We start from the raw sequence: 24,692 nt of genomic DNA, 5'->3' as shown, positions 1-24,692 counted from the left end.
ACTTTGTATTAAATAGATATAAATTTTTTATTTATTTTATTTTGGTCGCAAATTGTGAAACGGCGTTTCGGGTACGAGGAGTCAATTCTCTTGTTTTGAAGGGTTCTTCAAGGGTTTCTGCATTTGACAGATAGCCCAGAGCAATAATGCACACCGGATCAAGGAGTTCTTCAATGTTTAGGGTTTCTCTTAGTTTGATTTTATCAAAACCGGCCATCGGATGTGAATAAATATCCATAGATCTAGCTTGAAGCAATAAATGAGCATTGGCCATACCTAAATCATGATGGGCTAAAAAATTAACTTTCTGATTGGAATGGAATGTTGTGCGAGCCATTGAAACTACAAATGTACCTGCATGAATGGCCCAAGGTTGGTTCCCGGGCATCAAACAATTCCATATTTGTTTAAATCCTTCACTTCCTCTGTGGGCATAAATATATTGCCAGGGTTGTTCGTTATTAGCACTTGCTGCCCAGCTTGCAGCTTCCAGCAAAGTATCAATTTGGGTATCCGTAATTATTTCTGGAGCGAATGCTCTTGCACTCCATCTGTTTTTGATGATGTCAAGAACAGGAAATTCGGTTATAGGTATTTTAATAGAATTCATATTTATAAGTTCATGGGTAAGTCCATTAATAAAAACGAGGTGTTAGCGGTGACATTAATGTCTATTTGATCTGTATCCCAAATTCCAAGCCCATCTCTCGAATGAAGTGTCAAATCATTAATTTGTATTTGGCCATTTAAGATAAAAATATACAATCCATTTTCTTTAGATTTTATGGAATAGCTTAGGCTAAAATCAGTATCAAAATCTGCAAGATAAAACCATGCATTCTGATGAATCCATATTCCGGCATCATTTGGATTTGGAGAAATAATTTGTTGTAACTGGTTTTTTCTGTCTAGGGGATTTAAAGTGATTTGATCATATCGAGGTGTAACATTTTTTTTATTGGGTATAATCCAAATTTGTAAAAATTTAACTTCAGCATCCTTGTTTTTATTGTATTCACTATGCTGAATGCCTGTTCCGGCACTCATGATTTGTATGTCGCCTTTACGGATTACAGTTGTGTTACCCATACTATCCTTGTGTTCAAGATCACCTTCCAATGGAATACTTATGATTTCCATATTGTTATGTGAATGGGTTCCGAATCCCATTCCTGCTGATACCGTATCATCGTTTAATACACGTAAAACTCCAAAATGCATTCTGTTAGCATCATAATAGTTGGCAAAACTGAATGTGTGTTTGCTGTGTAGCCATCCATGATTGGCATCCCCTCTGGTTTCTGCTTTATGTAAAGTATATTGTAACATGTTAAATGGAATGAAATGGAATTGAAATATTATAAATTCAGTACTTCCAATAATAAAGGTTATTTAAAGAAATATCTAAAACATTTTTTATTGATCAACAGAACTAAGCAATAATTGTTTTACGAATAATGCATCAATTTTTTAAAAATTGACATGCCTTCCACACATATTCTTTTGGAAATTCTCCAAAATAGCTTTCAAATTGTCCTTGTTGAGAAATGACAACAAAACTGTTGCAAGGATATGAGTATTTAAAAAAAGTTTTTTCAATAATATTCAAAGGGTCTTTATACCACACCATGTGCTTGCCATATTTTTCTATGGCATCATCTTTTTTGTAAATGTAAATCGGTTTTGTCTGAGTAATTTGAAATACACCTGATTCGAGTTCTTCATACCATTTTTCAAAATACTCAACATTTTGTGAGCCATTTGAATTACATGCATCTTTCCCGGGATAGTATATGATAATGAGCGGTTTTTTATAATCTAATTTTTGTTTTAATTCGACTTCAAAAGTATGATATAACAATGCAATATTTTCTATTTGACCACTTTGAGCTCTTGCTATCAATTTTATGCAATGGATTGAGTCTCCAGGAATTTCTAAATAGTTTTTTGAATTCAGTTTATGATTATATTGTTTTTTAGAGATTTCAATATTTTCTTCATCAAAATATTTTATCTTTTGCGCAATGATGGAATCTGGAAGAAACCAAATGAATGCCAATATTCCAATTACAGTAGAAATGACTTTTATTTGATTATCTACAATTTGAATGGTCAAATTTATTGTATTAAATCGCATAATTTGGAAGACATGAAATCTCTAATTTTATGAAATCGATGTATTAATATAAATGCCATTACTGAGTGTTTTATGTATTGGACATACATTAGCAATCTCTAGTAAACGATCACGTTGTTCATCACTTAAATGACCATGTACTGTTATACTTCGCTCAAAGTGAGTAGAAGCTAAAACTTTATCTTTTGAAATAGAAACCTGAACATCAATTTTTTCAATAGGCCATTGTTTGCGTTCTGCATACATTCGAAGTGTGATACATGTACAAGAGGCAAGTGACGCAGCCAAAAGTTCATGTGGATTGAATCCGGTCCCACCGCCACCTACAGAGACTGCTTCATCTGATATCAGTTCATTGAGTTCTGACTTGATTATTGTTTTGTAATTTTCTGTTTGGATTGAGGCTGTAACATGGGTATGCATAGGAAGCTAAGTTTTAATACGTTTCAAAAAATGAATATTAAGAATAAGTAAATTATTTAAAAGAAAAAACCAGCAGACATGATCCAATAATTAGCTTCAAAACCAGTATCAGTATAGAGTTCAGTAATGCCTTTTTCATAACTGAGATCTAAGGTGAAGTTATTCAGATCTATTCCAATAGTTCCCAAAATTCCGAATTGCAAATCACTCATGGTGTTATGATTCAGATTTTGATCATTATCCTGAATGACAGAGATATAACTAACTTGTCCACCTGCAGCTAACCTTAATTTGAATAAATCGGTCTTGATGAGCCGTGCACCAATTTGAACAGGAATCTTTAGCATATAGGTGTGAGGAATGTCTTGAAATAATTCGATGGTGTTGGATGAACTCAAGGATATCTTGTGAAGTTCCAGTCCTGTTCTTAGATACCAAAAATCAGGTCCAAAACGAGCTGTTAATGATGCATGCCAGCCGTTATGATGTTGTCCACTCTTGGTAACTTTAGGATTTTGCGAATCCATTAGGCTTAAACCCACAGAAAGTACTGCTCCACTTTGAGCAAAAGTCCCGCTAATACTCAAAAGGACAACAATTATTGGTGATAATATCCATTTCATTATACAAAGAAACAATATTTATATTATAAATTATACTTATATATAAGTTTTTACATATCTATACCCAAAAAACCCCTACCTTAGCCGCGTTCTAATCAAAGAATTCATGTATCCAGATTTATCTTACATTTTACACGCATTGATAGGTACCCAGCCTGATAATGCTTTTTCGATTATCAAGAGTTTTGGCTTGTTTTTAGGGTTTTCCTTCCTAGCCAGCGGGTATTTATTGTATTTAGAATTAAAACGAAAGGAAAAATCAGGCCAAATTGTAGGTCGAATGGAGAACATTATCGTTTATAAACCCATTGATTGGCAGGAAATTGGTATTCAAACCTTTGTAAATTTTCTTTTTGGTTTTAAATTAGGTCTAATCGTTTCCGATTTTGCAGCATTCAAATCCAGTCCAGAGAAGGCCATTTTTTCACTAAATGGGAATTGGTTTTGGGGATTAGGATTTGCTGTACTTACTGCAGGATATTGGATTTATAAAATGAATCAACAAAAAGATAAAGAGATTCAGAGAAAAGATGTATTCATTACACCGCAATCAAGGCTTTTCGATATTACAGGTATTGCTGCTTTATCGGGTATTATTGGATCGAAATTATTTTCCATATTGGAGAATCTTGGTGATTTCTTTAGAGATCCCATAGGTACTTTTTTTTCTGGAAGTGGATTGACTATATACGGTGGGTTAATTTTAGCCTTTATTATAGTATTTCGTTATGTTAAATCTAAAGGTTTACATCCCATTCATATGATGGACGCGATTGCACCAACATTAATGATTGGTTATTGTGTTGGAAGAATGGGCTGTCATATTTCAGGAGACGGGGATTGGGGAATTGTCAATGAGATGGCTAAACCAGGATGGTTTTTGCTTCCGGACTCCTGGTGGGCGTTTTCATATCCACATAATGTAATCGAAGAAGGAGTCAAAATAGAAGGATGCACTTGGCATTATTGTACTGAATTAATACCTAAAGTGTTTCCTACCCCTTTATATGAATCCATTTTGGCATTATTGATTACAGGTATATTATGGTTTCTTCGGACACGAATTCCATATGCAGGTGTGCTCTTTTTTATCTATGCCTTATTGAATGGCATTGAGCGGTTTTTTATTGAAATGATACGAGTGAATCCAAGATACAATATATTGGGAATGAATCCTTCAATGTCTCAAGGCATTGCATTGTTGTTAATTTTTACGGGCATCATTGGAATTGTTATTTTTTGGCGTAAAAAAATTCAATAATTTTTTACATAAAAAGATTATTTAAGAATTTCATTTTGTCGAAACATAATCACGAATAATTGTTATTAAAAGTATGAAAGTTACAGAATATTTTGAAAAAGCAAAAGGCAAAACGTTAGTGTCTTTTGAAGTATTACCTCCACTCAAAGGAGGTAGTATCCATTCATTATTCGATCAATTAGATCCACTCATGGAATTTCAACCTCCTTTTATTGATGTTACATACCATCGAGAGGAGTTTATTTATAATCTACAACCGAGTGGTTATTATCAGAAAATTGCCATTCGAAAACGTCCTGGTACCGTTGGTATTTGTGCGGCAATCATGAACCGTTACAAAGTCGAAGCAGTGCCCCATTTAATATGTGGTGGATTTACTAAAGAGGATACAGAAAACGCATTAATTGATTTGCATTTTCTTCAGATTAACAATGTGTTGGCATTAAGAGGTGATGCACGAAAATTTGATGATAAATTTATACCCGAAACTGGTGGGCATGAGCATGCTATTGATTTGATCAAACAGATAGATTCAATGAATCAAGGCATTTATTTAGATAGTAATATCTCTAACGGTTCCCCTGTTGACTTTTGCATTGGTGTAGCCGGTTATCCTGAAAAGCATTTTGAATCTCCAAGTTTAAAATCTGATTTGAAATTTCTAAAGAAAAAAATGGATGCAGGAGGAGATTATATTGTGACGCAAATGTTTTTTGACAACCAAAAGTATTTTGATTACGTCAAATTGTGTAGAGAAGAGGGTATCGATGTTCCTATAGTACCTGGCATCAAACCCATAACTAAGAAATATCAATTGACAGCCATTCCTCGAAATTTTTTTATTGAAATGCCAAATGATTTAGTAAAGTCAATACAAAAAGCAAAATCAGATGAAGCCATTAAAGAAGCTGGAATAGAGTGGTGTGTGCATCAGTCTATAGAACTTAAAAAAGCTGGTGTGCCATGCATACATTATTATACCATGAGCGATCGTGAAGTCATCAGTAAAATAGTAAAACAAATTATGTAAATTTTAACTCACAAATACCATAAATTTAGGAATTTCGTTTAGGCATGTGTGATCGTATAAATTAGTATTCATGTATCAGGATTTATTAGAAAAAAAGAAATCAATTGCAGTCGTTGGATTAGGATATGTCGGTCTTCCTTTGGCCTTAGTTTTTGCTAAGAAGTTTAAAGTCATCGGCTTCGATATCAATCAAAAAAGAATTGATATGATGAAAAACAAAATAGATCCTTCTAAGGAATTATTGAGTACTGCTTTTGAAAATGTTGATATTGAATTTACAACATCCCTTGATATTTTGGCTAAAGCCAGCTTTTACATTGTGGCAGTTCCGACACCGGTGGATGAACATAAGGTGCCAGATCTTAAGCCAATATTAGGGGCATCACACACTGTAGGTAAAGTGCTTAAAAAAGGAGATTATGTAGTTTATGAATCCACAGTTTACCCTGGTTGCACTGAAGAAGACTGTAAGCCGGTTTTAGAATTAGAGTCAGGTCTTACTTTTGGTCCTGACTTCAAACTGGGATATTCACCTGAACGGATTAATCCGGGGGATAAAGAAAGAACAGTAGAGCATATTTTAAAAATTGTATCCGGCAGTGATCCTGAAGCAACAGAAGAAGTCGCTAAGGTTTATAGTGCAATAATAAAAGCTGGAATCTATAAAGCTACAAGTATTAAAGTAGCAGAAGCTGCTAAAGTCATTGAAAATACCCAACGTGATTTGAACATTTCATTCATGAATGAACTATCCATTATTTTTGACCGCATGGGCATTGATACAAGGGAAGTTTTGGAGGCAGCAGGAACTAAATGGAATTTTTTGAAATTTTATCCAGGTTTAGTGGGTGGACATTGTATTGGTGTCGATCCTTATTATTTACTGCATAAATCGAAAGAATTGGGCTATGATCCTGAAGTCATTTTGAGTGGCCGACGAATCAACGATCAAATGCCCGCTTTTGTAGCTAAAAAATTAGTACAATTATTAATTTCAAAGGATAAAAATCTTAAACAATGTAAAGTACTTATTTTGGGAATTACATTCAAAGAAAATGTATCTGACATTCGTAATTCTAAAGTTGCTGATTTATATCATGAATTAGCTGCATATTCCATTAAAATGGATTTGGTGGATTCTTGCGCTTGTTCTGATGAAGTGCTACATGAGTATAATATTCAATTAAAGAATCAAATTGAATCCAATTATGACGCTGTGGTAGTTGCTGTTGCACATGATGAGTATAAACACTTAACAATTGAAGATTTTAAAAAAATAATGAACATCAATCCAATATTAATTGACCTCAAAGGTATTTATCAAAGACCTGACGATTCAGTGCATTATTGGCGCTTATAAAGTAATATTATGAAAATAGGAGTAATAGGGACTGGATATGTTGGATTGGTAACAGGGACTTGTTTTGCAGAGACCGGGAATCATGTTATTTGTATGGATAATAATGAAGCCAAAGTGAGTCAATTGAAAGCAGGTAAAATCCCTATTTTTGAACCAGGTTTGGAATTATTATTTGATCGTAATACTCATGATCAACGATTAGAAATTACATCTAATCTGGATACACTTGTTGATTTTGCAGAAATTATTTTTTTAGCTTTGCCTACACCTCCGGGTGAAGATGGTTCAGCTGACTTGAGTTATGTATTGAGTGTAGCGGAATCTCTAGCCCGAAAAATAAAGCGATATACGATTATTGTCAATAAAAGTACAGTACCTGTTGGTACAGCCGAAAAAGTAAAGGACATTTTATTACAATATCTCGACACATCTTTATTTGATGTGGTGTCTAATCCGGAATTTCTTAGAGAGGGAGTAGCTGTAGATGATTTTTTAAGACCAGATCGTGTCGTGATTGGAGCAGATTCAGATCGTGCAGTTGCAAAAATGAAGGAACTTTATGAACCTTTTGTACGACAGGGAAATCCCATTTATATTATGGATTTACGCAGTGCAGAACTTACTAAATATGCTGCCAATGCCTACCTGGCTGCGCGTATTAGTTTTATGAATGAAATAGCTAATCTATGTGAGGCTACGGGAGGAAATGTCGATATGGTTCGTATAGGTATGGGAAGCGATAATCGAATAGGCAAACGATTTTTATTTCCAGGTGTAGGGTATGGAGGGAGTTGTTTTCCAAAAGATGTTAAAGCACTTAATCATATAGCAGAAAGTCATGACTATTCATTTAAAATTCTTAAATCAGTTATGGAAGTTAATGCTATCCAGAAAAGAATTTTAAGTGATAAAATTATTCGATTTTTTAAAGGAGATCTAAAGAATAAGAAAATCGCGGTTTGGGGTTTAGCATTCAAACCAAATACAGATGATATTAGAGATGCTCCTGCCCTTGACATAATAGAAGCATTACTTGACGCAGGTGCTCAAATTAGTTGTTATGATCCTGAAGCAATGAATCATGTTAAACATATATTTGGATCGCGAATCCAATATGGGGAACATATGTATCAAATTTTAGATCAGGCTGATGCCTTAGCAATAATAACAGAATGGAGTGTCTTCAGGTCGCCGGAATTTGATGAGATCAAATCGAGAATGAATCAAGCAGTTATTTTCGATGGTCGCAATTTATATGAACCTGAAAAAATAAAATCATTAGGAATAAATTATTTTAGTATCGGAAGAAATTAAATATACAATATGGCAAAATTACAAATGGTGGATCTTGCATCCCAATATGCTAAAATCAAAACAGAAATAGATCAAGCAGTATTGGATGTGATTGCTTCCACTTCTTTTATTGGAGGAGCTCCGATAAAAACATTTAAACATAATCTAGAACAGTATTTAGGAGTCAACCATGTCATTCCGTGTGCAAATGGTACAGATGCTTTGCAGATTGCATTAATGGCATTGGAATTACAACCGGGTGACGAAGTCATAGTTCCTGCATTTACCTATGTTGCTACAGCAGAAGTGATTGCTTTGCTTCAATTGAAACCAATTATGGTGGATGTGCGAATGGATGATTTTAATATTGATGTTGAAGGAATCAGAGCAGCTATTACGCCTCGTACTAAAGCTATTGTGCCGGTTCATTTATTTGGTCAATGCGCCCAAATGGATGAAATTATGTCCATTGCTCAAGAGTATGGGATCTATGTAGTAGAAGATAATGCTCAAGCCATTGGTGCTTATTATCAACATGCTAATGGTCAGAAACAACGAGCAGGTGGTATTGGACACATTGGAACCACATCTTTTTTTCCATCAAAAAATTTAGGATGTTATGGTGATGGCGGAGCTATTTTTACCAATGATGATGCATTGGCAAAAAAGATGACCATGATCGCCAATCATGGACAATCAGTACAGTATTATCATGAGGTGGTAGGCGTTAACTCCCGCTTGGATACTATACAAGCTGCAATATTGGATATCAAATTAAAACATCTTGATGAATATGCTCGTGCAAGAAATGAAGCAGCAAATTATTATGACAGGGCATTTGCTAATCATCCACATATAATAACTCCTCGAAGATCAAAGCATAGTGATCATATTTTTCATCAATACACAATGAGAATTACGAATGGTACGAGAGACGCATTAAAAGAATATTTAACGCTGAAAGGTATTCCTTGCGCCATTTATTATCCTGTACCCTTGTATAAGCAAAAAGCTTTTGCACCTTTCAGAGGAAGTATAGATTTTTTACCCGTAACAGAACAATTATGTAAAGAGGTGATTTCATTGGCTATACACACTGAAATGACACCTGCTATTCAATATGAAATCATTCAAGCAGTGCTTTCTTTTTTTTAAATCAGAATAATGAATCAGGATCCTATTTATTTTGTCCATGAAAGTGCTTATGTCGATGAAGGATGTGAGATTGGTGCTGGCACTAAAATATGGCATTTTAGTCATATCATGTCACATTGTAAAATTGGGAATAGGTGCAATATTGGTCAGAATGTTGTAATCTCTCCGGAAGTGATTTTAGGAGATAATGTAAAAATTCAAAATAACGTTTCCATTTATACAGGTGTGATTTGTGAAGATGATGTTTTTCTCGGCCCTTCCATGGTTTTTACGAATGTCATTAATCCAAGGAGTGCGGTAAATCGCAAAAGTGAATACGCAAAAACCATCGTTCGAAAAGGCGCTTCTATTGGTGCGAATGCTACAATAGTATGTGGAAATAATATTGGAAAGTATGCATTTATTGGAGCCGGAGCTGTAGTCACCAAAGAAGTTCCGGATTATGCCTTGGTAATGGGAAATCCAGCAAAACAGACAGGATGGATGAGTGCTTTCGGGCACAAATTAATTTTTGACAAAAATGGATTTGCTATCTGTCCGGAATCCAATGAACAATATAAATTAGAAAATGGTAGAGTAATTCAAGTGATATGAGTAAACGATTCGCATTAATTGGTGCAGGAGGTTATATCGCACCTCGTCATATGAAAGCTATTAAGGAAACAGGAAATAACCTGGTAGCAGCTATAGATAAAAATGATTCTGTAGGTATAATGGATAGTTATTTTCCCGGGGCAGATTTTTTTACGGAATTCGAAAGATTTGATCGTCATTTGGAGAAATTAAAAAGAGCACAACAACCAGTTGATTTTATGAGCATTTGTTCACCAAATTATTTGCACGACTCTCACATGCGATTTGGATTAAGATTGGGTGCAGATGTTATTTGTGAAAAACCCTTAGTGCTCAATCCTTGGAATATCGATGCATTACAAGAAATAGAATTGGAGACCAACAAGAAAGTAAATACTATTCTTCAATTGCGATTACATCCCAAAGTACAAGAATTACGAAAAAAAATTCAATCTGAAAATGCGCTCCATAAATATGAAGTTGATTTAGTTTATATCACCTCCCGAGGTAAATGGTATTTTACTTCATGGAAAGGAGATTTGCAAAAATCCGGAGGAATTGCAACAAATATTGGTGTGCATTTTTATGATTTATTGGGTTGGTTGTTTGGAAAAGTACAACAGAATATAGTACACGTCCAACAACACGATCGCGTCGCCGGATATCTGGAATATGAACAAGCCAGAGTTCGATATTTTTTAAGTATTAATGAACAAACACTCCCACAAGAGTTATTAGATGCCGGAAAAAAAACATTTCGTTCACTTCAAATTGGTGGAGAAGAATTTGAATTTAGTGAAGGTTTTGGTGACTTACACACAGTTTCATATCAAGAAATTTTAAATGGAAATGGATTTGGATTGAATGAATCCAAACAATCCATTGAGACCGTGCATAATATTCGCAATGCTCAACCTGTTGGATTGGTTGGCGATTATCATCCTTTTGCTTCAAAGCCATTATCAAGACATCCATTTGAATAATACTATGCTTTTAATCAGATCGCTCAAATTGTATTTTTTTATAAGTTAAGTTGTGAGGCATGAAAATCATAAGTATAGTTGGAGCACGTCCGAATTTTATGAAAGTAGCTCCATTACATAGAGCGTTTAAGCAAAATCAATCCATTCAATCTAAAATCATTCACACAGGCCAGCATTTTGATCGGGCTATGAGTGCCATTTTTTTTGAAGAATTAGAATTACCTGAACCAGATTATTTTCTGGGTGTAGGTTCTGGTACTCATTCGATCATTACGGCTAAAATTATGACAGCCATTGAACCCATTTTACAATCAGAACGTCCTGATCTGGTAATTGTTGTAGGTGATGTCACCTCAACTTTAGCTTGTGCTTTAGTGGCTAATAGAAATGGTATACCGGTAGCACATGTTGAAGCAGGATTACGAAGTTTTGATCGAAGTATGCCGGAAGAAATCAATCGTTTGCTCACAGATCAAATCTCTGATCTTTTATTTACAACAGAACGACTGGCCACGGATCACTTGATTAAAGAAAATATTTCGCCTGATAAAATTCATTTTGTAGGCAATTGTATGATTGATTCCCTTCATTATTATCAAAAGAAAACAAGTGATCAATCCATATTGAAACAATTTAATTTGGTACCCGCGTCTTATGTCATCATGACCATGCATAGACCATCGAATGTTGATACACTTGAAGGCTTGCAGAAACTTATTCATTTGCTCTCAGTAATTTGTACAATGAGAACTGTTTTATTGCCGCTGCATCCTAGAACAAAGGATCGGTTAAATCATTTTGGATTACTGAATACATTGACACAAATTCCAAACCTGATCATAACGGAACCACTTGGATATATTGAATTTATTACCTTAATCCGTTACAGCCAATTGATATTAACAGACTCAGGAGGTGTTCAGGAAGAAACCACTTATTTAGGTGTTCCATGTTTGACGTTTAGAAGATCTACTGAACGACCCATTACTGTTGATGTTGGAACAAATATATTATTGGACGATTTAAATCCGGAAGTCGCTATTCACCACGTAAGAGAAATATTAGATGGTCATATTAAACAAGGACAAATACCTGAATTGTGGGATGGACAAGCTGCCTTTAGGATTAGGGATATTTTATTGAATCAGTTCGGTTAACTTATGTTGCGAACGATTTCATTATATTTCCATACCATTAGATATCTGAAATGTTCCCAGGTCTTTTTTCAACTTTGGTATCCAATTAAAAACCTATGTATTAATTCGTGGTACCCATATTCAAAATATGTGAATGCTAAATTATTGACATTTTCAAATATCAGCACCTATTCGGAAACAGGAAGCTATAATTCCGTAAGCAAAACATTTACGTTCTTGAATAAAACACATACTTTTTCTGATCGCATAGATTGGCAATTCATGGGTCACGGTAAATTGTGGAATTACCATTTACAATACCTGAATTATTTAAATGATGATACAACAAGTATTTCAGAAAGGAATAAAGTATTAATTCAATTATCTGAATCGGTTAATGCCTCTGCATTCAAATTAGAAGCCTATCCGGTTTCATTACGCATTATTAACACACTGTTGTTTTATGAATATGTCACAACAGATCAAAAATCTATTAACCGTGCACTCTTTAGACAAATCCATTTTTTGGAGAACAATCTGGAATATCAGATTCTCGCCAATCATTTGTTAGAGAATTATATAGCCTTATGTATGGCAGCGCTCTATATGAATGATGACCGTTTGTGGAATAAATGTTATGCCAAATTATGTTCTGAATTAGAGGAGCAAATTTTAGCAGATGGAGCCCATTATGAGCGATCACCTATGTACCACAGTATTATTTTATATCGATTAATATTGTTGTACCAAGTTTTAATAAAAAGCAATAAGGGAGATTACGATCTTATAAGGTATTATATTCAGAAGATGGCAACTTGGTTGTTTACAATTTGTTTGCCTAATGGTCGGTATCCACTTTTTCAAGATAGTTGTAACTCCGGTGCCCCGCCCGCTTCATGGATATTTGATACGTTAAGTCTGTTAAATATGGAAGTCCATCAGGGAATATTAAGTGATAGCGCATATTTTAAATTTGAACATGATCCTATTGTTTTATATGTCAACGCAGGAAATGTTGTTCCAACTTATCAGCCCGGTCACGCACATGCTGACATGTTGCATTTTGATCTTTATTTTAAAGCCCAACCCATATTTGTAGATTATGGAATTTCTACATATGAATCTGGTCCACAACGTCAATATGAGCGATCAACTCAAGCGCATAATACAGTTGTTATTAATGGGTTAAATCAATCAGAAATATGGTCTCAGTTTAGAATGGCACAACGTGCAGACATCAAAGTAAGTCGAGTGGATCAACATCATCTTGAAGGTGAGATTAATCATTATGCTGGTCAAGCATGGAGCCACAAAAGAATTTTTGATGTACACCCCAATCAATTGATCATCGAGGATCTTGTATTAACAAATGAAACTGTATCGTCTGTTATGTATTTACATTGTCATCATAATGTGGGTAACGTTGATTTGGATTTTGAAAAAAGTAAAATAAATATTGCTGGAATGCAATTATTAATATTAGGTGCTCATAAAATTGTAATAGAGGATATGGATGAAGCTTTAGATTTTAATGTCTACGTTAAATCCAAGCGTATTTCTATTATTTTTGAGAAACAAATAAAAACCATAATAACCTGGCATGATTAAAAGAATACTATTCTTGTCATATTATTATACACCTGATTTGGGGCCGGGAGCTTTTCGGAATACGGCTTTGGTCGAATCTATATTAAAAGAAATCCATGAAGATACTATCTTGGATGTGATGACCACAATGCCTAATCGATACCAATCTTTCAATGACGAAGTACCAGCTCATGTTAACTCAGGTTCTCTGCGATTACATCGATTTGCAGTTCCTCAGCATACCAATGGATTTTGGAAACAAATAAAATCTTTTATATCTTATAGAAAACAGGTGCTACAAGCTACTAAGGCTAATGATTATGATTTGGTTTTTGCATCCAGTTCTAAATTATTCACGGCTTATTTAGCTTTCCAAATTGCAAAGAAAAGGCGCTTGCCCTTATATATCGATCTACGAGATTTGTTCGCTGAAAATATAAGAGAACTGATAAAATGGCCATTTATAGCTTATCCATTAAGTTGGATATTAAAAATATTTTTTGAAAAACCATGTTTGAAATATGCTACACACATCAATGTTAATTCTGAAGGATTTCTAAAGTCACTGGATTATATTAAACATGAGCGAATTAGTTTTTTCCCAAATGGTATTGACGATCTGTTTCTAAATGTTCCACCAAGTCAGATGGCGCAGTCGAATATTAGAATCGTTTGTTATGCAGGTAATATTGGAGAAGGTCAGGGATTAGATAAAGTAATTCCACCTTTAGCACAAAAACTGGGTTCTGGATTTATGTTTTATATCATTGGTGCGGGAAATACAAAACAAAAACTTATCGATGCCTTACATAGCTTGGATATTCAGAATGTTAAATTGATATCACCTGTTAAAAGAGCTGAATTAATGCAATATTATCAACAATCACATTACTTGTTTCTTCACTTAAATGATTTCGAAGCTTTTAGAAAAGTATTACCCTCTAAACTATTTGAATATGGTGCGTTGGACAAGCCTATTCTTGCAGGTGTTGCGGGATATGCTAAAGAATTTATTGAAAAACATATACAATCCAATTATTTTGTTTTCGAACCCTGTGATTGGAAGTCGGCTTACCATTATTTAGTTAATGATCATTATCAAGTAATGACTCGTCCTACGTTTATTGCCAAGTTTAGAAGAGAAACGATTTCTGTTCAAATGGCTAAATCAATACTTTTTTATGTGCCTAAAAACTGAATATGAAAGTAGCCATTGTTGCTAATTCATGCTGGAATTTATTTAATTATAGACGAGAGTTAATACAGGCTATACATTCAGAATTTGGAGAAGTCGTACTAATCGCTCCTGAAGATAGATATGCTTCAATGCTTCCAAAAGGACAGGGTATACATTATATTCCGGTACTTCATTTAAATAAGACAAGTTCTAATTTAATTAAGGAATTTAGATTTATTATAGAATTATTTAGAATTTATTATCGTGAGAAACCGGATCTTGTATTGCATTATACCATTAAACCTAATGTTTTTGGTAGTGTGATCGCTCATGTTTTGGGTATTCCTAGTATAGCTACGGTTACAGGATTGGGAAGTTCATTCACTAAACATAATAGATTAAGTTTACTAATAAATTGGTTATATAAGTTAGCTTTTAGGTATAATAAAAAAAACATTTTTCAAAACCATACAGATAGAAATTTCTTTCTGCAAAAGAAGTTAGTAAATGAAATTAATTCTGGTGTCATTTTAGGGTCTGGAGTTGATTGTAATTATTTTGTACCTCGTGCAAAATCTGAATCAAACAAATTTATTTTTTTATTTATTGGGAGGTTAATTCGGAGCAAAGGAATAGTAGAGTATTTAAAAGCAGCTTCGATTATAAAAAGTAAATGGCCAGATATTGAATGTCAGGTAGTGGGTAGTTATGATTCGACTCATCCGGATCGAATGTTCAAAAAAGAATTGGACGAAGCATTGAATCAGAATGATATTCGATGGTTTGATCATGTTGATGATGTACGTGATCTGATAGCTGCGGCCGATGTTGTAGTCTTGCCTTCGTATCGTGAAGGAATGCCAAGGTCTATTCTGGAATCCATGGCTATGGGTAAACCAATAATTACAACAAATGTTGCCGGTTGTAATGAGACAGTCGTCAATGGAATAAATGGATATATAATTCCAATGCAAGATGTTGATTCATTAATTAATGCTATGATTGACATGTCTTCTTTAGCTCAAGAAGTGCGATTACAAATGGGGAAAGAGAGTAGAGCAATAGCATTGGATCAATTCGAAGTTAAACATATTATTGCAAACTATTTACAGGAAATATCAGCATTAAGATGAAATTTTATTTTTAAATTCGATGAAGTTAGTTTGTTATTTTATGTTCTGGGCGCCCAAATCATTGAAGAAATCTTAATTTAAACGAATAGATAAAATTCAAAATTTTTTGTAATTCTGAGAAAAAGTTCAATGATTGCATCCTTATACAATGGTACCCAACATTAGATTGTTAACCTTAATTTAACACCCAACTTTTATTATTTTTATTGAAATTAGAAATTTCGATTACCTTTGCACTATGATTTTAATTCAAAAATATTGCTGGAAGAGACATGAGTGCATGAAAGTGCTTATGAGGCTTATGAGTTGATATTTTTATTATATAAAAAAAATTAAATATAAAAGGCCTTATCCAATCGATGAGGCCTTTTTTTTTTTAAGTTTAATGAAATAAAATTATTTATAGATTTTAAATGATGGTATTATGGGAGAAGTAGAAACAAGATTAATATGGATGTTTATATCCAATATTTCAGGATTTTTTATTTGTCTGGGGCTGGGATTTTTTTTATCGAAAGGAAGGAAGAAATTACGTTCAGATCAAGATTTGTCTATTCCTGATCGATTGGAAAACATCAAGAAAGAACTTGAACATATCGAAAAGAAGATTAAATTATAATGATTTTGAAAATTAAATATTCAATTCTGATGCCGGAAGCATATCCCTTGTTGATTCATCTTATGGAGTAATGCTAAGATATTGCAAGTATAAAGGAAAAAAACAAGTTTATTTCACCAGATTAAACAGAAAAATATCTAATCATTCCTTTGATTTCAACATCATCCTGAAGTGTTGGAATAATTTCGAATAGTATTTTACTCATGGACGAATCCTCTTGCAATGCTTCTTCAAGATCAATTAAGGCAGCAGGTCTATTATTGGTTAAGAGATTATAGGCAACCTTACAAAAAGTAAGGTCTGTTCCAACAGAATATTTATCTGCTCTGCGAATGATTTTTTCAGCTTTTTCGAAGTTTTGCTTTTCTAAAAGAAACTTGATATACATAGCCCAATATTGGCTTTGTTCCTGTCCGCATCGGGCAGCTTTAGCAAAATGAGTTTCAGCTTTTTTGAAATTTCCCATTTCACAATAGACATGAGCTAAAGCAGAATGGTATTCTTCACGATATTCATCGATTTCAATAGACTCTTTATAATAATGCAATGCTTTATCCCAGTTTTTTTCACTGAAGTAACATTCTCCTAGATAGAAGAAAATCTCATCATTGAATGGATCCTGATGTACTGCTTTAAGCAGCATGGATTTGGCATCTTTATGTCTGTTTAATTTAATCAGACATTCTGCCATATAAGCCACTAATTCTGTATCTGGTCCAAATATATCATTCGCGTCTGAATAACACTGAAAAGCTTTCTCATATTGGCCTATCTGTAATGCCAATTCTGCACAGTCCATATATCCTTGTTCGAATCTGGAATTGATCAGGAATGAGTATTCCAAAGCATCAATGGCTTTTTTGTATTCTCCAAGGCATGAATAAGCATGCCCTAAGTTATACCAAGCTAAATACGAATATGGATTTTTGTCTATTAGATTAAGATGAAGGCTTACACTTTCATCGTATTTTTTTGAAAATTCAACACTAACCCAGATTTGTTCTAGGGCTTCAGTGTTATTTGGGTTGATGATTAACGCTTCTCTTAGCGTATAGAACATTTTGTCAAAATCTTTCATTGATTCTTGTATAAAAGCTTCCATTAATAAAATTTCATGCAAATCGGCATTTTGGAAGATTAGTTTTACTTCATCAATTATAATTAAAGCTTCTTCAGGATTACCCTGAAGGGTCAGGATTTTTGCTTTAAGTAAGGGAACCTCGATTTCATATGGTGAAATAGAAAAAGCCTGGTTTAATATATTCAGAGCTTCTGCAAATCGCATATTGATCATCATCAGTCTGGCTTTTTGCAAATAAAAATCGACTCTATATTTATATTGTTTAATAGCCAAATCTGCAACTGCTAGTGCCCGATCGAATGATCCTTGATTTTCGTAATGTGATATTAGTTTAAGAAATGATTTCTCTTCCCAAAGTTCAGGGCTGAAACTTTGTACGGCATCTTCAAACTCTGCAATGAGTTTTGAGAGCTTATTGTTTTGGTTCGTTTTTCTTGACACTATCTTCTCAGGGATTGAATGACTGTGTAAAAGTAATTATTTAAATCAATTCAGCACTAAACTAATTTTATTTTTTATTTTTTTATTTCATATTAATAATTCATCTAATTTATTCTAAAATATATTCTTTCAATGTAATACATATATTTGATTTATCAAATGTATGAATACTGTATTCATAACTTGTTAGCATTCATGAACAAATAAATTTATTTTATTTTTTGAAAAATATCTAAATTAATTTCGATGCATCAATTTTTTGCCCTTCCAATCGGATAAAAATACACCCGTAATAATAATTATACCAATAAATAAATGACGCCATTGAAAAAAATCTTTTCCCAGCCAAATCGCAATGATACTTGCAATGAAGGGTTGTAAATAGATGTAATTACTAACTAAAGAAGAATGACTGAGTTGCAATGCAAATGCATTTAATGCATACGCTAAAAACGTTGTACATATAAGAACAAAAATTAATGCAAGCCATGCATCGCGATCTAATAAAGTCCATTGAGTTACCACTAAATCATGTATTCCAAAAGGTATACAACAAATGCCACCAATCAAAAATAACCACTTCATGGTTTCAAACGGACCATATTTTTGAATCAATTTTGGCGCTTGTAATAAATAATAGCCATACGATAGCGCATTGATTAAAATATAAATGTCTCCAAGTGCACTACTGTTTTGACCATGACCATTTTTTGAAGAAAGTATTAACCATGCTGCACCAAAAAATCCTAAAATACATCCGAAGATGTTCGTAGGCGAGAGTGGTGATCCCCTAAAGTATCGCATGATAAGTACTAACATAGGAGTACAAACCATAATGAGTGCGGCATGAATAGGAGATGTTAATGATAAACCATTGAAAAAAAAGAGTTGGTTGCATAACACTCCGCTCAATGCACATACTATCAGTAATCGAAAATCAGATTTTTCTATTCGTTTTAAGGGTCCGAAAAACACAATAAATAATATTACCGCACTCCAAATTCGCAATAAAATAAATCCATTAGGTTGAATGTATTTTGGGTCTAAAACTATTTTTGCAATGGAGTAATTTGCGCCATATATTAATGCAACAATGAACAATACTAAATGAGCCAAATAGCTTTGATTGGAATGTATCTTTGTGTTCAATGAATTTATTTATTTTTAAAAATCATCCAACCAATAATTGTAAAATATAAGTATACACATATGCCGATTTCAGAGCTGAGTGTTGCTTCATATAGAAAAGAACTCAATAATATTCCTTGTAAGCTTAATATTAATGGATTGCGCCATTGGGCATTCGAAAATAGAGAATAATAAATCATGGCCATCAAGGAAAACAAAGATGGTAATCCACAATAGGCCCAGGAAAAAATAAATTGATTGTGCGCCAGTTTGAATTCTTTATGATTTAAATGCAACATATAAAGTTTGTCCGTACTGGTTTTTAAATCTCCAATACCTGTGCCTAAAATAGGATGATCCAGTATATTATTCCAACCCATTTGAATGGATAGCCAGCGTTCGATATCTGAGTAGTACAACCATTTCCCTCTAGACCATTCTCCAATTTGCCATATCGAATATAAATATTTGTGCTTTAAACTAGGAATGAAATAAATCATGGATGCTATAATGATTACCATGCTAATGATGCACATGATCCATATGGTATATTTTTTTCGCAAGAGCATATAATAACTCATGTATAAAAAAACACCTATGTAAAGTCCTAGTAAACCAGATTTAACACTAAGAATATGAATCACTATGAATAAATACAATAGGCAAAAACCATATACCCATTTTTCCCAATTAAATTTGAAAGCCCAATGCATAACCAACCAGTGAATCAGAATCATACAGCTAGCAGCAATGATGAGACTATATCTGATGTGTGAGATATAAGTTTTAATAGGTTTGCCTTTTAATATTTCTAATTGATATACTTCATAGTTTGTAAAGTAATCATAAAGTATGAATTCTGAGGTGATTAGTACAGAAATAATCCCGATTAGAATGACAGCGTTTAATTTAAAACTGCTTACAGGACTCTGATGTATAAAAATAATGGGAAGAAATAGAAATGGTAGCATGAGACGGCTGTAATGCACCCATTCAATATATTCTTCAGACCATAATCCCGATATGACAAAACTGAAATAATAGGCTATCATCCAACAGAATAAAGGTTCTTTTCTCAATAAACGGATGGTGTTTTTTAAACCTATATTAAATCCAAATGGAAATCCATAAGGTTTATATTGAAACAAACATAATGCAGTCATGAGTACCATACTCGCAGAAACAACATACATAGCCCAGGGCAAAGCAAATGCAAAGGCAGAAAAAAGAAATAAAAAAAGAAAAGGAATGATGAATTTTAATTGCATAAATGAATCAAGCCAATCTATCGGAATTTGAATTATCTTTCATAAAATTTGATGTAATAGTAAATTAAAATACTGTATTTGTTTAAAAAATATTGTTTAAGACCCTACATATTATGGAATGAAATCATCAAACTTATACGATTTATAGACTAAAACTGCAAAAATTAGGTTTATTTTGCATTGAAATTTATAAAAGATAAAGATGTCCAACGATTGGTTTAGTTCAATAAAAGAAATTAAATTATCCATTGAATCCTTTGAAATTAATTCATTGGATGCATTGGAACATTTTCGGATTCGATTTTTAGGATCAAAAAACATTATTAAACCAGTATTTGGAGAAATTGGCAAAGTGCCTGTGGAATTAAAAAAAGCCTATGGTCAACAAGTCAATGAATTAAAACAATTAGCCGAAGAAAAATTTGAAACTGCTTCAAGTCAGTTGTCTTCCATAGCCGAAACACCGCAGGATATTCCTGATCTTAGCCTTCCGGCAGTAGATTTTGGGAAAGGTAGCAGGCATCCCATTTCATTGGTTATGGATCGCATCATTGATATTTTTACTAAAATAGGATTTCAAGTTTCAGAGGATCGTGAAATAGAAGACGAATGGTATAATTTCACATCCTTAAATACTCCGGATGATCATCCTGCCAGAGATATGCAGGATACCTTTTATTTAAAGGATTTTGCCAATATGTTGCTAAGAACCCATACATCATCGGTTCAAGCAAGATTTATGACCAGTCATAAGCCACCTTTTAGGATACTTGCTCCAGGTCGTGTGTACCGAAATGAAACCATATCGGCTAGGTCACATTGTCAATTTCATCAAGTGGAGGGATTATATGTAGATAAAGAGGTTTCTATGGGCGATATGAAACAAACCTTGTTGTTTTTTGCTAAAGAAATGTTTGGTCCCGATGTGAGAATTAGATTAAGACCTTCCTATTTTCCCTTCACAGAGCCATCTGCAGAAATGGATATTTATTGGGGACTTACCAATGAAACAGACTATCGAATTACTAAAGGCACCGGATGGTTAGAGATACTTGGCTGTGGAATGGTAGATCCTGCTGTTTTGCAAAATTGTGGTATCGACCCAACTGTTTATTCTGGATTTGCTTTTGGAATGGGAATAGAGCGACAAGCTATGTTGCTTTATAAAATACCCGATATTCGGTATTATTTCGAGAATGATGTACGCTTTTTAAGTCAATTCAAAGGCGCTTAGAAGATGATCAACAAACCAAGTTTACCTAAGGGCACCAGGGATTTTTTGCCACTTCAGGCCAAAAGAAGAAAACATATTTTTAAAACTATAGAAGATTGTTTTATCCTGTTTGGGTATCAACCTTTAGAGACTCCGGCCATGGAAAATCTTTCCACACTTACCGGTAAATATGGAGATGAGGGGGATAAATTGCTATTTAAAATTTTGAATAGCGGGGATTATTTAAAAGATGCAAATGAGGAACTATTACTAAAAAAAGAGTCTACTAAACTCATTCCTTCGATAAGTGAAAAAGGTTTGAGATATGACCTAACAGTTCCATTTGCAAGAGTCGTTGCCATGTACAGAAACGATATTACCTTTCCCTTCAAAAGATATCAGATTCAGGCAGTATGGCGTGCAGATCGTCCCCAAAGAGGTAGATATAGAGAATTTTATCAATGCGATGCTGATGTAGTCGGTTCTAACAGTCTCATGTATGAAGCTGAATTAATTAGAATTTATGATTCGGTATTCAAAACTTTGGGAATACCTGTTAAGATTTTGGTTAATCATCGTTCAATATTAGAAGGGATTGCTATTCAGGCAGGATGTCAGGATCAATTTATGGCTATGACAGTAGCTATTGATAAATTAGACAAGATTGGTGTAGAGGGAGTGACAAAAGAATTAGAATGCATAGGTATCACTCAAGAGACGAGTGCTTGGATTTTGTCCCAACTAAAACAAACCCAATTAGATACTTTTAAATTCAATGATAAAGCCACTTTAGGTGTTCAGGAAATGAATACTGCTTTAGATTATTTGAAAAATATAGGAACACATAATGAAGTAGTTTTTGATGCTACATTGGCACGTGGATTAAGTTATTATACAGGCTGTATTTTTGAAGTAGTTCCGACGACTATAAAAATGGGGAGCCTTGGTGGAGGTGGGAGATATGATAATCTGACCAGTATATTTGGTCTTAATGGGGTCTCGGGTGTGGGAATATCCTTTGGGGCAGATCGTATTTATGATGTCATGCAGGAATTGGGGCTTTGGCCAACATCCTTGGAAGTCCCCGTAAAGGTATTATTTATGGCTTTAGACGAACAGAGTCACAGGCATGCATTTGATTTGGCGCAGCAGTGCAGAGCAGCCGCTATTCCAGTAGATGTTTATCCAGATCCGGGTAAATTGAAGAAACAATTTAAGTTTGCTGAGGACCTCAAGATCCCTTTTCTGGTCATTTTAGGTGAAGATGAGGTAAAAACGGGGCGCTATAATCTCAAAAATCAATCCAACGGGGAACAAACATCACAATCCATAGAAGCGATTATTGAACAGTTAAATTCCTGATAACAAAGACCTTAGCTCGTTAAAATAAATCATATTATAATTTTACATAATATGTATTAACAATGCGTTAAAGACTTTAACTCTTTATTTTAAAATTTAATGGGTATCTTTGCCGTTCATAAGGACTTAGATCATCAATATTTATCTTATATGAATATTATAATTGGATGACTTTAAGTATTTTATTGTAATTTAGACTTTTAATTCTGACCATGAATATAAGAACTTACATTTTCCTAGGCTTGCTATCTCTTGTCGTGAGGGTTCAGGCCGAGCGAAATATAAGTTCACCATTATTTTTAGATCTGGTCAACAGAATTGATAATAATTATTCAGAGAATGAAGTGATTTCACGATTACAGGGTATGTATTGCCTTGTTGACTTAAAGATTGAAGATGATGTGATCGATCAAGTTAAGCGGTACATCATTACAGACAGAGGTTCAAGTCGAAGAATACTCTACCGAAAAGATCTATATTTTCCATTAATGGATAAATTATTTATCGAAAATGATTTACCCATTGAATTAAAACATTTAGCTGCAATAGAATCTGCATTAAATCCTTCCGCCAAATCAAGTGTGGGCGCAGCTGGATTATGGCAATTGATGCCAGGCACCGCAAAAATCAGAGGTTTAAAAATAGACCATAAAGTGGATCAGCGCATGGATGCAGTGGTTTCTACTGTAGCTGCCATCAAATATTTTAAAACCTTGTATCAGATTTTTGGTGATTGGACCTTAGTATTAGCTGCTTATAATTGTGGTGAGAACAGGGTTTTGGATGTTATGGAAAAAACGGGTTCTAAAGATTTTTGGACTATTCGAAAGTTTCTTCCCAGACAGACCCAATTGTTTGTACCGGCTTTCATAGGTGTTAGTTATATGCTTCAATTTTATTATGAGCACAACTTAGTTCCAGAAGTAGAAGAAATGCCGACAAATCTCTTATCGTTCGCCAAAGTAACTCAAGAAATCAATATCCATAAGATGTTAAAAGCTACTGGTATTGATAAAGAGACATTTGAAAATTTCAATCCATCATATCAGAAATTAACCATACCTGGAGAGACTAAAGGGCAATACATTGCATTACCTGATAGCCAGATGGTATCTTTTGTTGATTATTATATGGAACAACTTAAGTCTTCACCTTTAATGAAAAAGGACACGGCAATGAATCAGTCATTGAATGAAAATGCATCAGATAGTCTATTGGTCGAAGTGATAAGTTTTTCAAGGCCATTTAATTTTCCACCTGAAGATATAGTAGAAAAACAAACCCAAGAAATTCCAAACGACTATATGGAAGATGCCTCAGTTTCTGATGTCCCAACCCCTGAAATTGAATGGACCACCGATTACAAATATCACATCATTCGTTCCAGAGAAAGTCTTAGTGATATCGCAACTTTGTATGATAAGGTCAGTGTAGATGAACTCATGTATTGGAATGAATTATCTCCTGAGTCTAGCCTCAAAGTGGGATCAGTGTTGGTAATTAAGAAATAGTGAGTTGTTTCACTTTCGCCAAATCCATATAAATTAAGCCACATTTGGCGGATCTGATTTTGATAAGAATCATGTGATTCAGTGATAGGAACAATAGTTGATGACATCGAAATAATTCCTACTATCCAGAAATACATTGGATTAAAGAACTTATCCATACCATTAAATGAATATCACTTTACTGTTATTACCATAAAG

General features: G+C 33.8%; 23 protein-coding genes. 15 read left to right on the top strand and 8 right to left on the bottom strand.

Going from position 1 to position 24,692, the window contains the following annotated elements:
* Positions 1–31: 31 nt before the first annotated feature.
* From IPK88_03005 to IPK88_02985, 5 genes are all read right to left on the bottom strand, one after another.
* Positions 32–610, bottom strand: a complete 579-nt coding sequence (locus tag IPK88_03005; protein MBK8242370.1) for a nitroreductase family protein — start codon at positions 608–610, stop codon at positions 32–34.
* 2 nt (positions 611–612) lie between these two features.
* Positions 613–1,329 (bottom strand): pirin family protein, encoded by a 717-nt coding sequence (locus IPK88_03000; protein MBK8242369.1) that lies wholly within the window; start codon positions 1,327–1,329, stop codon positions 613–615.
* Between the two features lie 133 nt (positions 1,330–1,462).
* Positions 1,463–2,137, bottom strand: a complete 675-nt coding sequence (locus IPK88_02995) for a hypothetical protein (GenBank protein ID MBK8242368.1) — start codon at positions 2,135–2,137, stop codon at positions 1,463–1,465.
* Positions 2,138–2,164: 27 nt separating this feature from the next.
* A complete protein-coding gene (locus tag IPK88_02990) occupies positions 2,165–2,560 on the bottom strand; it encodes an OsmC family protein (GenBank protein ID MBK8242367.1) in 396 nt (131 codons plus the stop codon).
* Positions 2,561–2,616: 56 nt separating this feature from the next.
* The gene (locus tag IPK88_02985; protein ID MBK8242366.1) at positions 2,617–3,183 is read right to left on the bottom strand and encodes a hypothetical protein; all 567 of its coding nucleotides are present in this window, start codon (positions 3,181–3,183) and stop codon (positions 2,617–2,619) included.
* A 106-nt stretch (positions 3,184–3,289) separates the two neighbouring features.
* Here IPK88_02985 and IPK88_02980 point away from each other — a divergent pair, with 106 nt between their 5' ends.
* The 12 genes from IPK88_02980 (at position 3,290) to IPK88_02925 (ending at position 16,490) form a co-directional block, all read left to right on the top strand.
* Positions 3,290–4,444, top strand: a complete 1,155-nt coding sequence (locus tag IPK88_02980; GenBank protein MBK8242365.1) for a prolipoprotein diacylglyceryl transferase — start codon at positions 3,290–3,292, stop codon at positions 4,442–4,444.
* 73 nt (positions 4,445–4,517) lie between these two features.
* Complete coding sequence (gene metF, locus IPK88_02975) at positions 4,518–5,474, top strand: methylenetetrahydrofolate reductase [NAD(P)H] (protein MBK8242364.1); 957 nt, start codon at positions 4,518–4,520, stop codon at positions 5,472–5,474.
* Between the two features lie 70 nt (positions 5,475–5,544).
* Positions 5,545–6,834 carry a nucleotide sugar dehydrogenase gene (locus IPK88_02970; protein MBK8242363.1) on the top strand — a complete coding sequence of 430 codons (1,290 nt, stop codon included), beginning with the start codon at positions 5,545–5,547 and terminating at the stop codon, positions 6,832–6,834.
* A 9-nt stretch (positions 6,835–6,843) separates the two neighbouring features.
* Positions 6,844–8,148 (top strand): UDP-glucose/GDP-mannose dehydrogenase family protein, encoded by a 1,305-nt coding sequence (locus IPK88_02965; GenBank protein ID MBK8242362.1) that lies wholly within the window; start codon positions 6,844–6,846, stop codon positions 8,146–8,148.
* A 9-nt stretch (positions 8,149–8,157) separates the two neighbouring features.
* The gene (locus IPK88_02960) at positions 8,158–9,282 is read left to right on the top strand and encodes a DegT/DnrJ/EryC1/StrS family aminotransferase (GenBank protein MBK8242361.1); all 1,125 of its coding nucleotides are present in this window, start codon (positions 8,158–8,160) and stop codon (positions 9,280–9,282) included.
* 9 nt (positions 9,283–9,291) lie between these two features.
* Positions 9,292–9,876, top strand: a complete 585-nt coding sequence (locus tag IPK88_02955; protein ID MBK8242360.1) for an N-acetyltransferase — start codon at positions 9,292–9,294, stop codon at positions 9,874–9,876.
* Entirely contained in the window at positions 9,873–10,838 is a 966-nt protein-coding gene (locus IPK88_02950) for a Gfo/Idh/MocA family oxidoreductase (protein MBK8242359.1), read from the top strand. The genes IPK88_02955 and IPK88_02950 overlap by 4 nt, the downstream gene beginning before the upstream one ends.
* A 59-nt stretch (positions 10,839–10,897) precedes the next feature.
* Positions 10,898–11,995 (top strand): UDP-N-acetylglucosamine 2-epimerase (non-hydrolyzing), encoded by a 1,098-nt coding sequence (gene wecB, locus IPK88_02945; protein ID MBK8242358.1) that lies wholly within the window; start codon positions 10,898–10,900, stop codon positions 11,993–11,995.
* Between the two features lie 129 nt (positions 11,996–12,124).
* Complete coding sequence (locus IPK88_02940) at positions 12,125–13,582, top strand: heparinase II/III family protein (GenBank protein MBK8242357.1); 1,458 nt, start codon at positions 12,125–12,127, stop codon at positions 13,580–13,582.
* On the top strand, positions 13,575–14,759 hold the full coding sequence (locus tag IPK88_02935; protein MBK8242356.1) for a glycosyltransferase family 4 protein: 1,185 nt from the start codon (positions 13,575–13,577) through the stop codon (positions 14,757–14,759). The genes IPK88_02940 and IPK88_02935 overlap by 8 nt, the downstream gene beginning before the upstream one ends.
* Positions 14,760–14,761: 2 nt before the next feature.
* A complete protein-coding gene (locus tag IPK88_02930) occupies positions 14,762–15,871 on the top strand; it encodes a glycosyltransferase family 4 protein (GenBank protein MBK8242355.1) in 1,110 nt (369 codons plus the stop codon).
* A 424-nt stretch (positions 15,872–16,295) separates the two neighbouring features.
* Positions 16,296–16,490 (top strand): hypothetical protein, encoded by a 195-nt coding sequence (locus tag IPK88_02925; GenBank protein MBK8242354.1) that lies wholly within the window; start codon positions 16,296–16,298, stop codon positions 16,488–16,490.
* 121 nt (positions 16,491–16,611) lie between these two features.
* On the opposite strand, the gene IPK88_02920 is transcribed toward IPK88_02925, so the two are convergent.
* The 3 genes from IPK88_02920 to IPK88_02910 all read right to left on the bottom strand — a co-directional run bounded on the left by IPK88_02920 (position 16,612) and on the right by IPK88_02910 (position 20,408).
* The gene (locus IPK88_02920; protein MBK8242353.1) at positions 16,612–18,012 is read right to left on the bottom strand and encodes a tetratricopeptide repeat protein; all 1,401 of its coding nucleotides are present in this window, start codon (positions 18,010–18,012) and stop codon (positions 16,612–16,614) included.
* Positions 18,013–18,249: 237 nt separating this feature from the next.
* Positions 18,250–19,161 carry a DMT family transporter gene (locus IPK88_02915; protein ID MBK8242352.1) on the bottom strand — a complete coding sequence of 304 codons (912 nt, stop codon included), beginning with the start codon at positions 19,159–19,161 and terminating at the stop codon, positions 18,250–18,252.
* Between the two features lie 5 nt (positions 19,162–19,166).
* On the bottom strand, positions 19,167–20,408 hold the full coding sequence (locus tag IPK88_02910) for an O-antigen ligase family protein (GenBank protein MBK8242351.1): 1,242 nt from the start codon (positions 20,406–20,408) through the stop codon (positions 19,167–19,169).
* Between the two features lie 202 nt (positions 20,409–20,610).
* On the opposite strand from IPK88_02910, the gene pheS reads away from it, so the two are divergent.
* The 3 genes from pheS to IPK88_02895 all read left to right on the top strand — a co-directional run bounded on the left by pheS (position 20,611) and on the right by IPK88_02895 (position 24,494).
* Entirely contained in the window at positions 20,611–21,642 is a 1,032-nt protein-coding gene (gene pheS / locus IPK88_02905; protein ID MBK8242350.1) for a phenylalanine--tRNA ligase subunit alpha, read from the top strand.
* A gap of 3 nt (positions 21,643–21,645) precedes the next feature.
* Complete coding sequence (locus tag IPK88_02900; GenBank protein MBK8242349.1) at positions 21,646–22,983, top strand: histidine--tRNA ligase; 1,338 nt, start codon at positions 21,646–21,648, stop codon at positions 22,981–22,983.
* Between the two features lie 212 nt (positions 22,984–23,195).
* Entirely contained in the window at positions 23,196–24,494 is a 1,299-nt protein-coding gene (locus tag IPK88_02895; protein ID MBK8242348.1) for a transglycosylase SLT domain-containing protein, read from the top strand.
* Positions 24,495–24,692: the final 198 nt, after the last annotated feature.

The organism is Candidatus Defluviibacterium haderslevense (genome assembly GCA_016712225.1).
GTDB classification, from domain to species: Bacteria; Bacteroidota; Bacteroidia; order Chitinophagales; family Saprospiraceae; genus Vicinibacter; species Vicinibacter haderslevensis.
The sequence above is the reverse complement of the archived record's forward strand: the minus strand, read 5'-3'. Positions and strand labels throughout refer to the sequence as shown.

What these genes read in the sequence shown, in the direction of transcription:
- IPK88_03005 (MBK8242370.1), bottom strand. Translation starts at nt 610, where the DNA reads ATGAATTCTATTAAAATACCTATAACCGAATTTCCTGTTCTTGACATC.
- IPK88_03000 (MBK8242369.1), bottom strand. Translation starts at nt 1,329, where the DNA reads ATGTTACAATATACTTTACATAAAGCAGAAACCAGAGGGGATGCCAAT.
- IPK88_02995 (MBK8242368.1), bottom strand. Translation starts at nt 2,137, where the DNA reads ATGCGATTTAATACAATAAATTTGACCATTCAAATTGTAGATAATCAA.
- IPK88_02990 (MBK8242367.1), bottom strand. Translation starts at nt 2,560, where the DNA reads ATGCATACCCATGTTACAGCCTCAATCCAAACAGAAAATTACAAAACA.
- IPK88_02985 (MBK8242366.1), bottom strand. Translation starts at nt 3,183, where the DNA reads ATGAAATGGATATTATCACCAATAATTGTTGTCCTTTTGAGTATTAGC.
- IPK88_02980 (MBK8242365.1), top strand. Translation starts at nt 3,290, where the DNA reads ATGTATCCAGATTTATCTTACATTTTACACGCATTGATAGGTACCCAG.
- metF (MBK8242364.1), top strand. Translation starts at nt 4,518, where the DNA reads ATGAAAGTTACAGAATATTTTGAAAAAGCAAAAGGCAAAACGTTAGTG.
- IPK88_02970 (MBK8242363.1), top strand. Translation starts at nt 5,545, where the DNA reads ATGTATCAGGATTTATTAGAAAAAAAGAAATCAATTGCAGTCGTTGGA.
- IPK88_02965 (MBK8242362.1), top strand. Translation starts at nt 6,844, where the DNA reads ATGAAAATAGGAGTAATAGGGACTGGATATGTTGGATTGGTAACAGGG.
- IPK88_02960 (MBK8242361.1), top strand. Translation starts at nt 8,158, where the DNA reads ATGGCAAAATTACAAATGGTGGATCTTGCATCCCAATATGCTAAAATC.
- IPK88_02955 (MBK8242360.1), top strand. Translation starts at nt 9,292, where the DNA reads ATGAATCAGGATCCTATTTATTTTGTCCATGAAAGTGCTTATGTCGAT.
- IPK88_02950 (MBK8242359.1), top strand. Translation starts at nt 9,873, where the DNA reads ATGAGTAAACGATTCGCATTAATTGGTGCAGGAGGTTATATCGCACCT.
- wecB (MBK8242358.1), top strand. Translation starts at nt 10,898, where the DNA reads ATGAAAATCATAAGTATAGTTGGAGCACGTCCGAATTTTATGAAAGTA.
- IPK88_02935 (MBK8242356.1), top strand. Translation starts at nt 13,575, where the DNA reads ATGATTAAAAGAATACTATTCTTGTCATATTATTATACACCTGATTTG.
- IPK88_02930 (MBK8242355.1), top strand. Translation starts at nt 14,762, where the DNA reads ATGAAAGTAGCCATTGTTGCTAATTCATGCTGGAATTTATTTAATTAT.
- IPK88_02925 (MBK8242354.1), top strand. Translation starts at nt 16,296, where the DNA reads ATGGGAGAAGTAGAAACAAGATTAATATGGATGTTTATATCCAATATT.
- IPK88_02910 (MBK8242351.1), bottom strand. Translation starts at nt 20,408, where the DNA reads ATGCAATTAAAATTCATCATTCCTTTTCTTTTTTTATTTCTTTTTTCT.
- pheS (MBK8242350.1), top strand. Translation starts at nt 20,611, where the DNA reads ATGTCCAACGATTGGTTTAGTTCAATAAAAGAAATTAAATTATCCATT.
- IPK88_02900 (MBK8242349.1), top strand. Translation starts at nt 21,646, where the DNA reads ATGATCAACAAACCAAGTTTACCTAAGGGCACCAGGGATTTTTTGCCA.
- IPK88_02895 (MBK8242348.1), top strand. Translation starts at nt 23,196, where the DNA reads ATGAATATAAGAACTTACATTTTCCTAGGCTTGCTATCTCTTGTCGTG.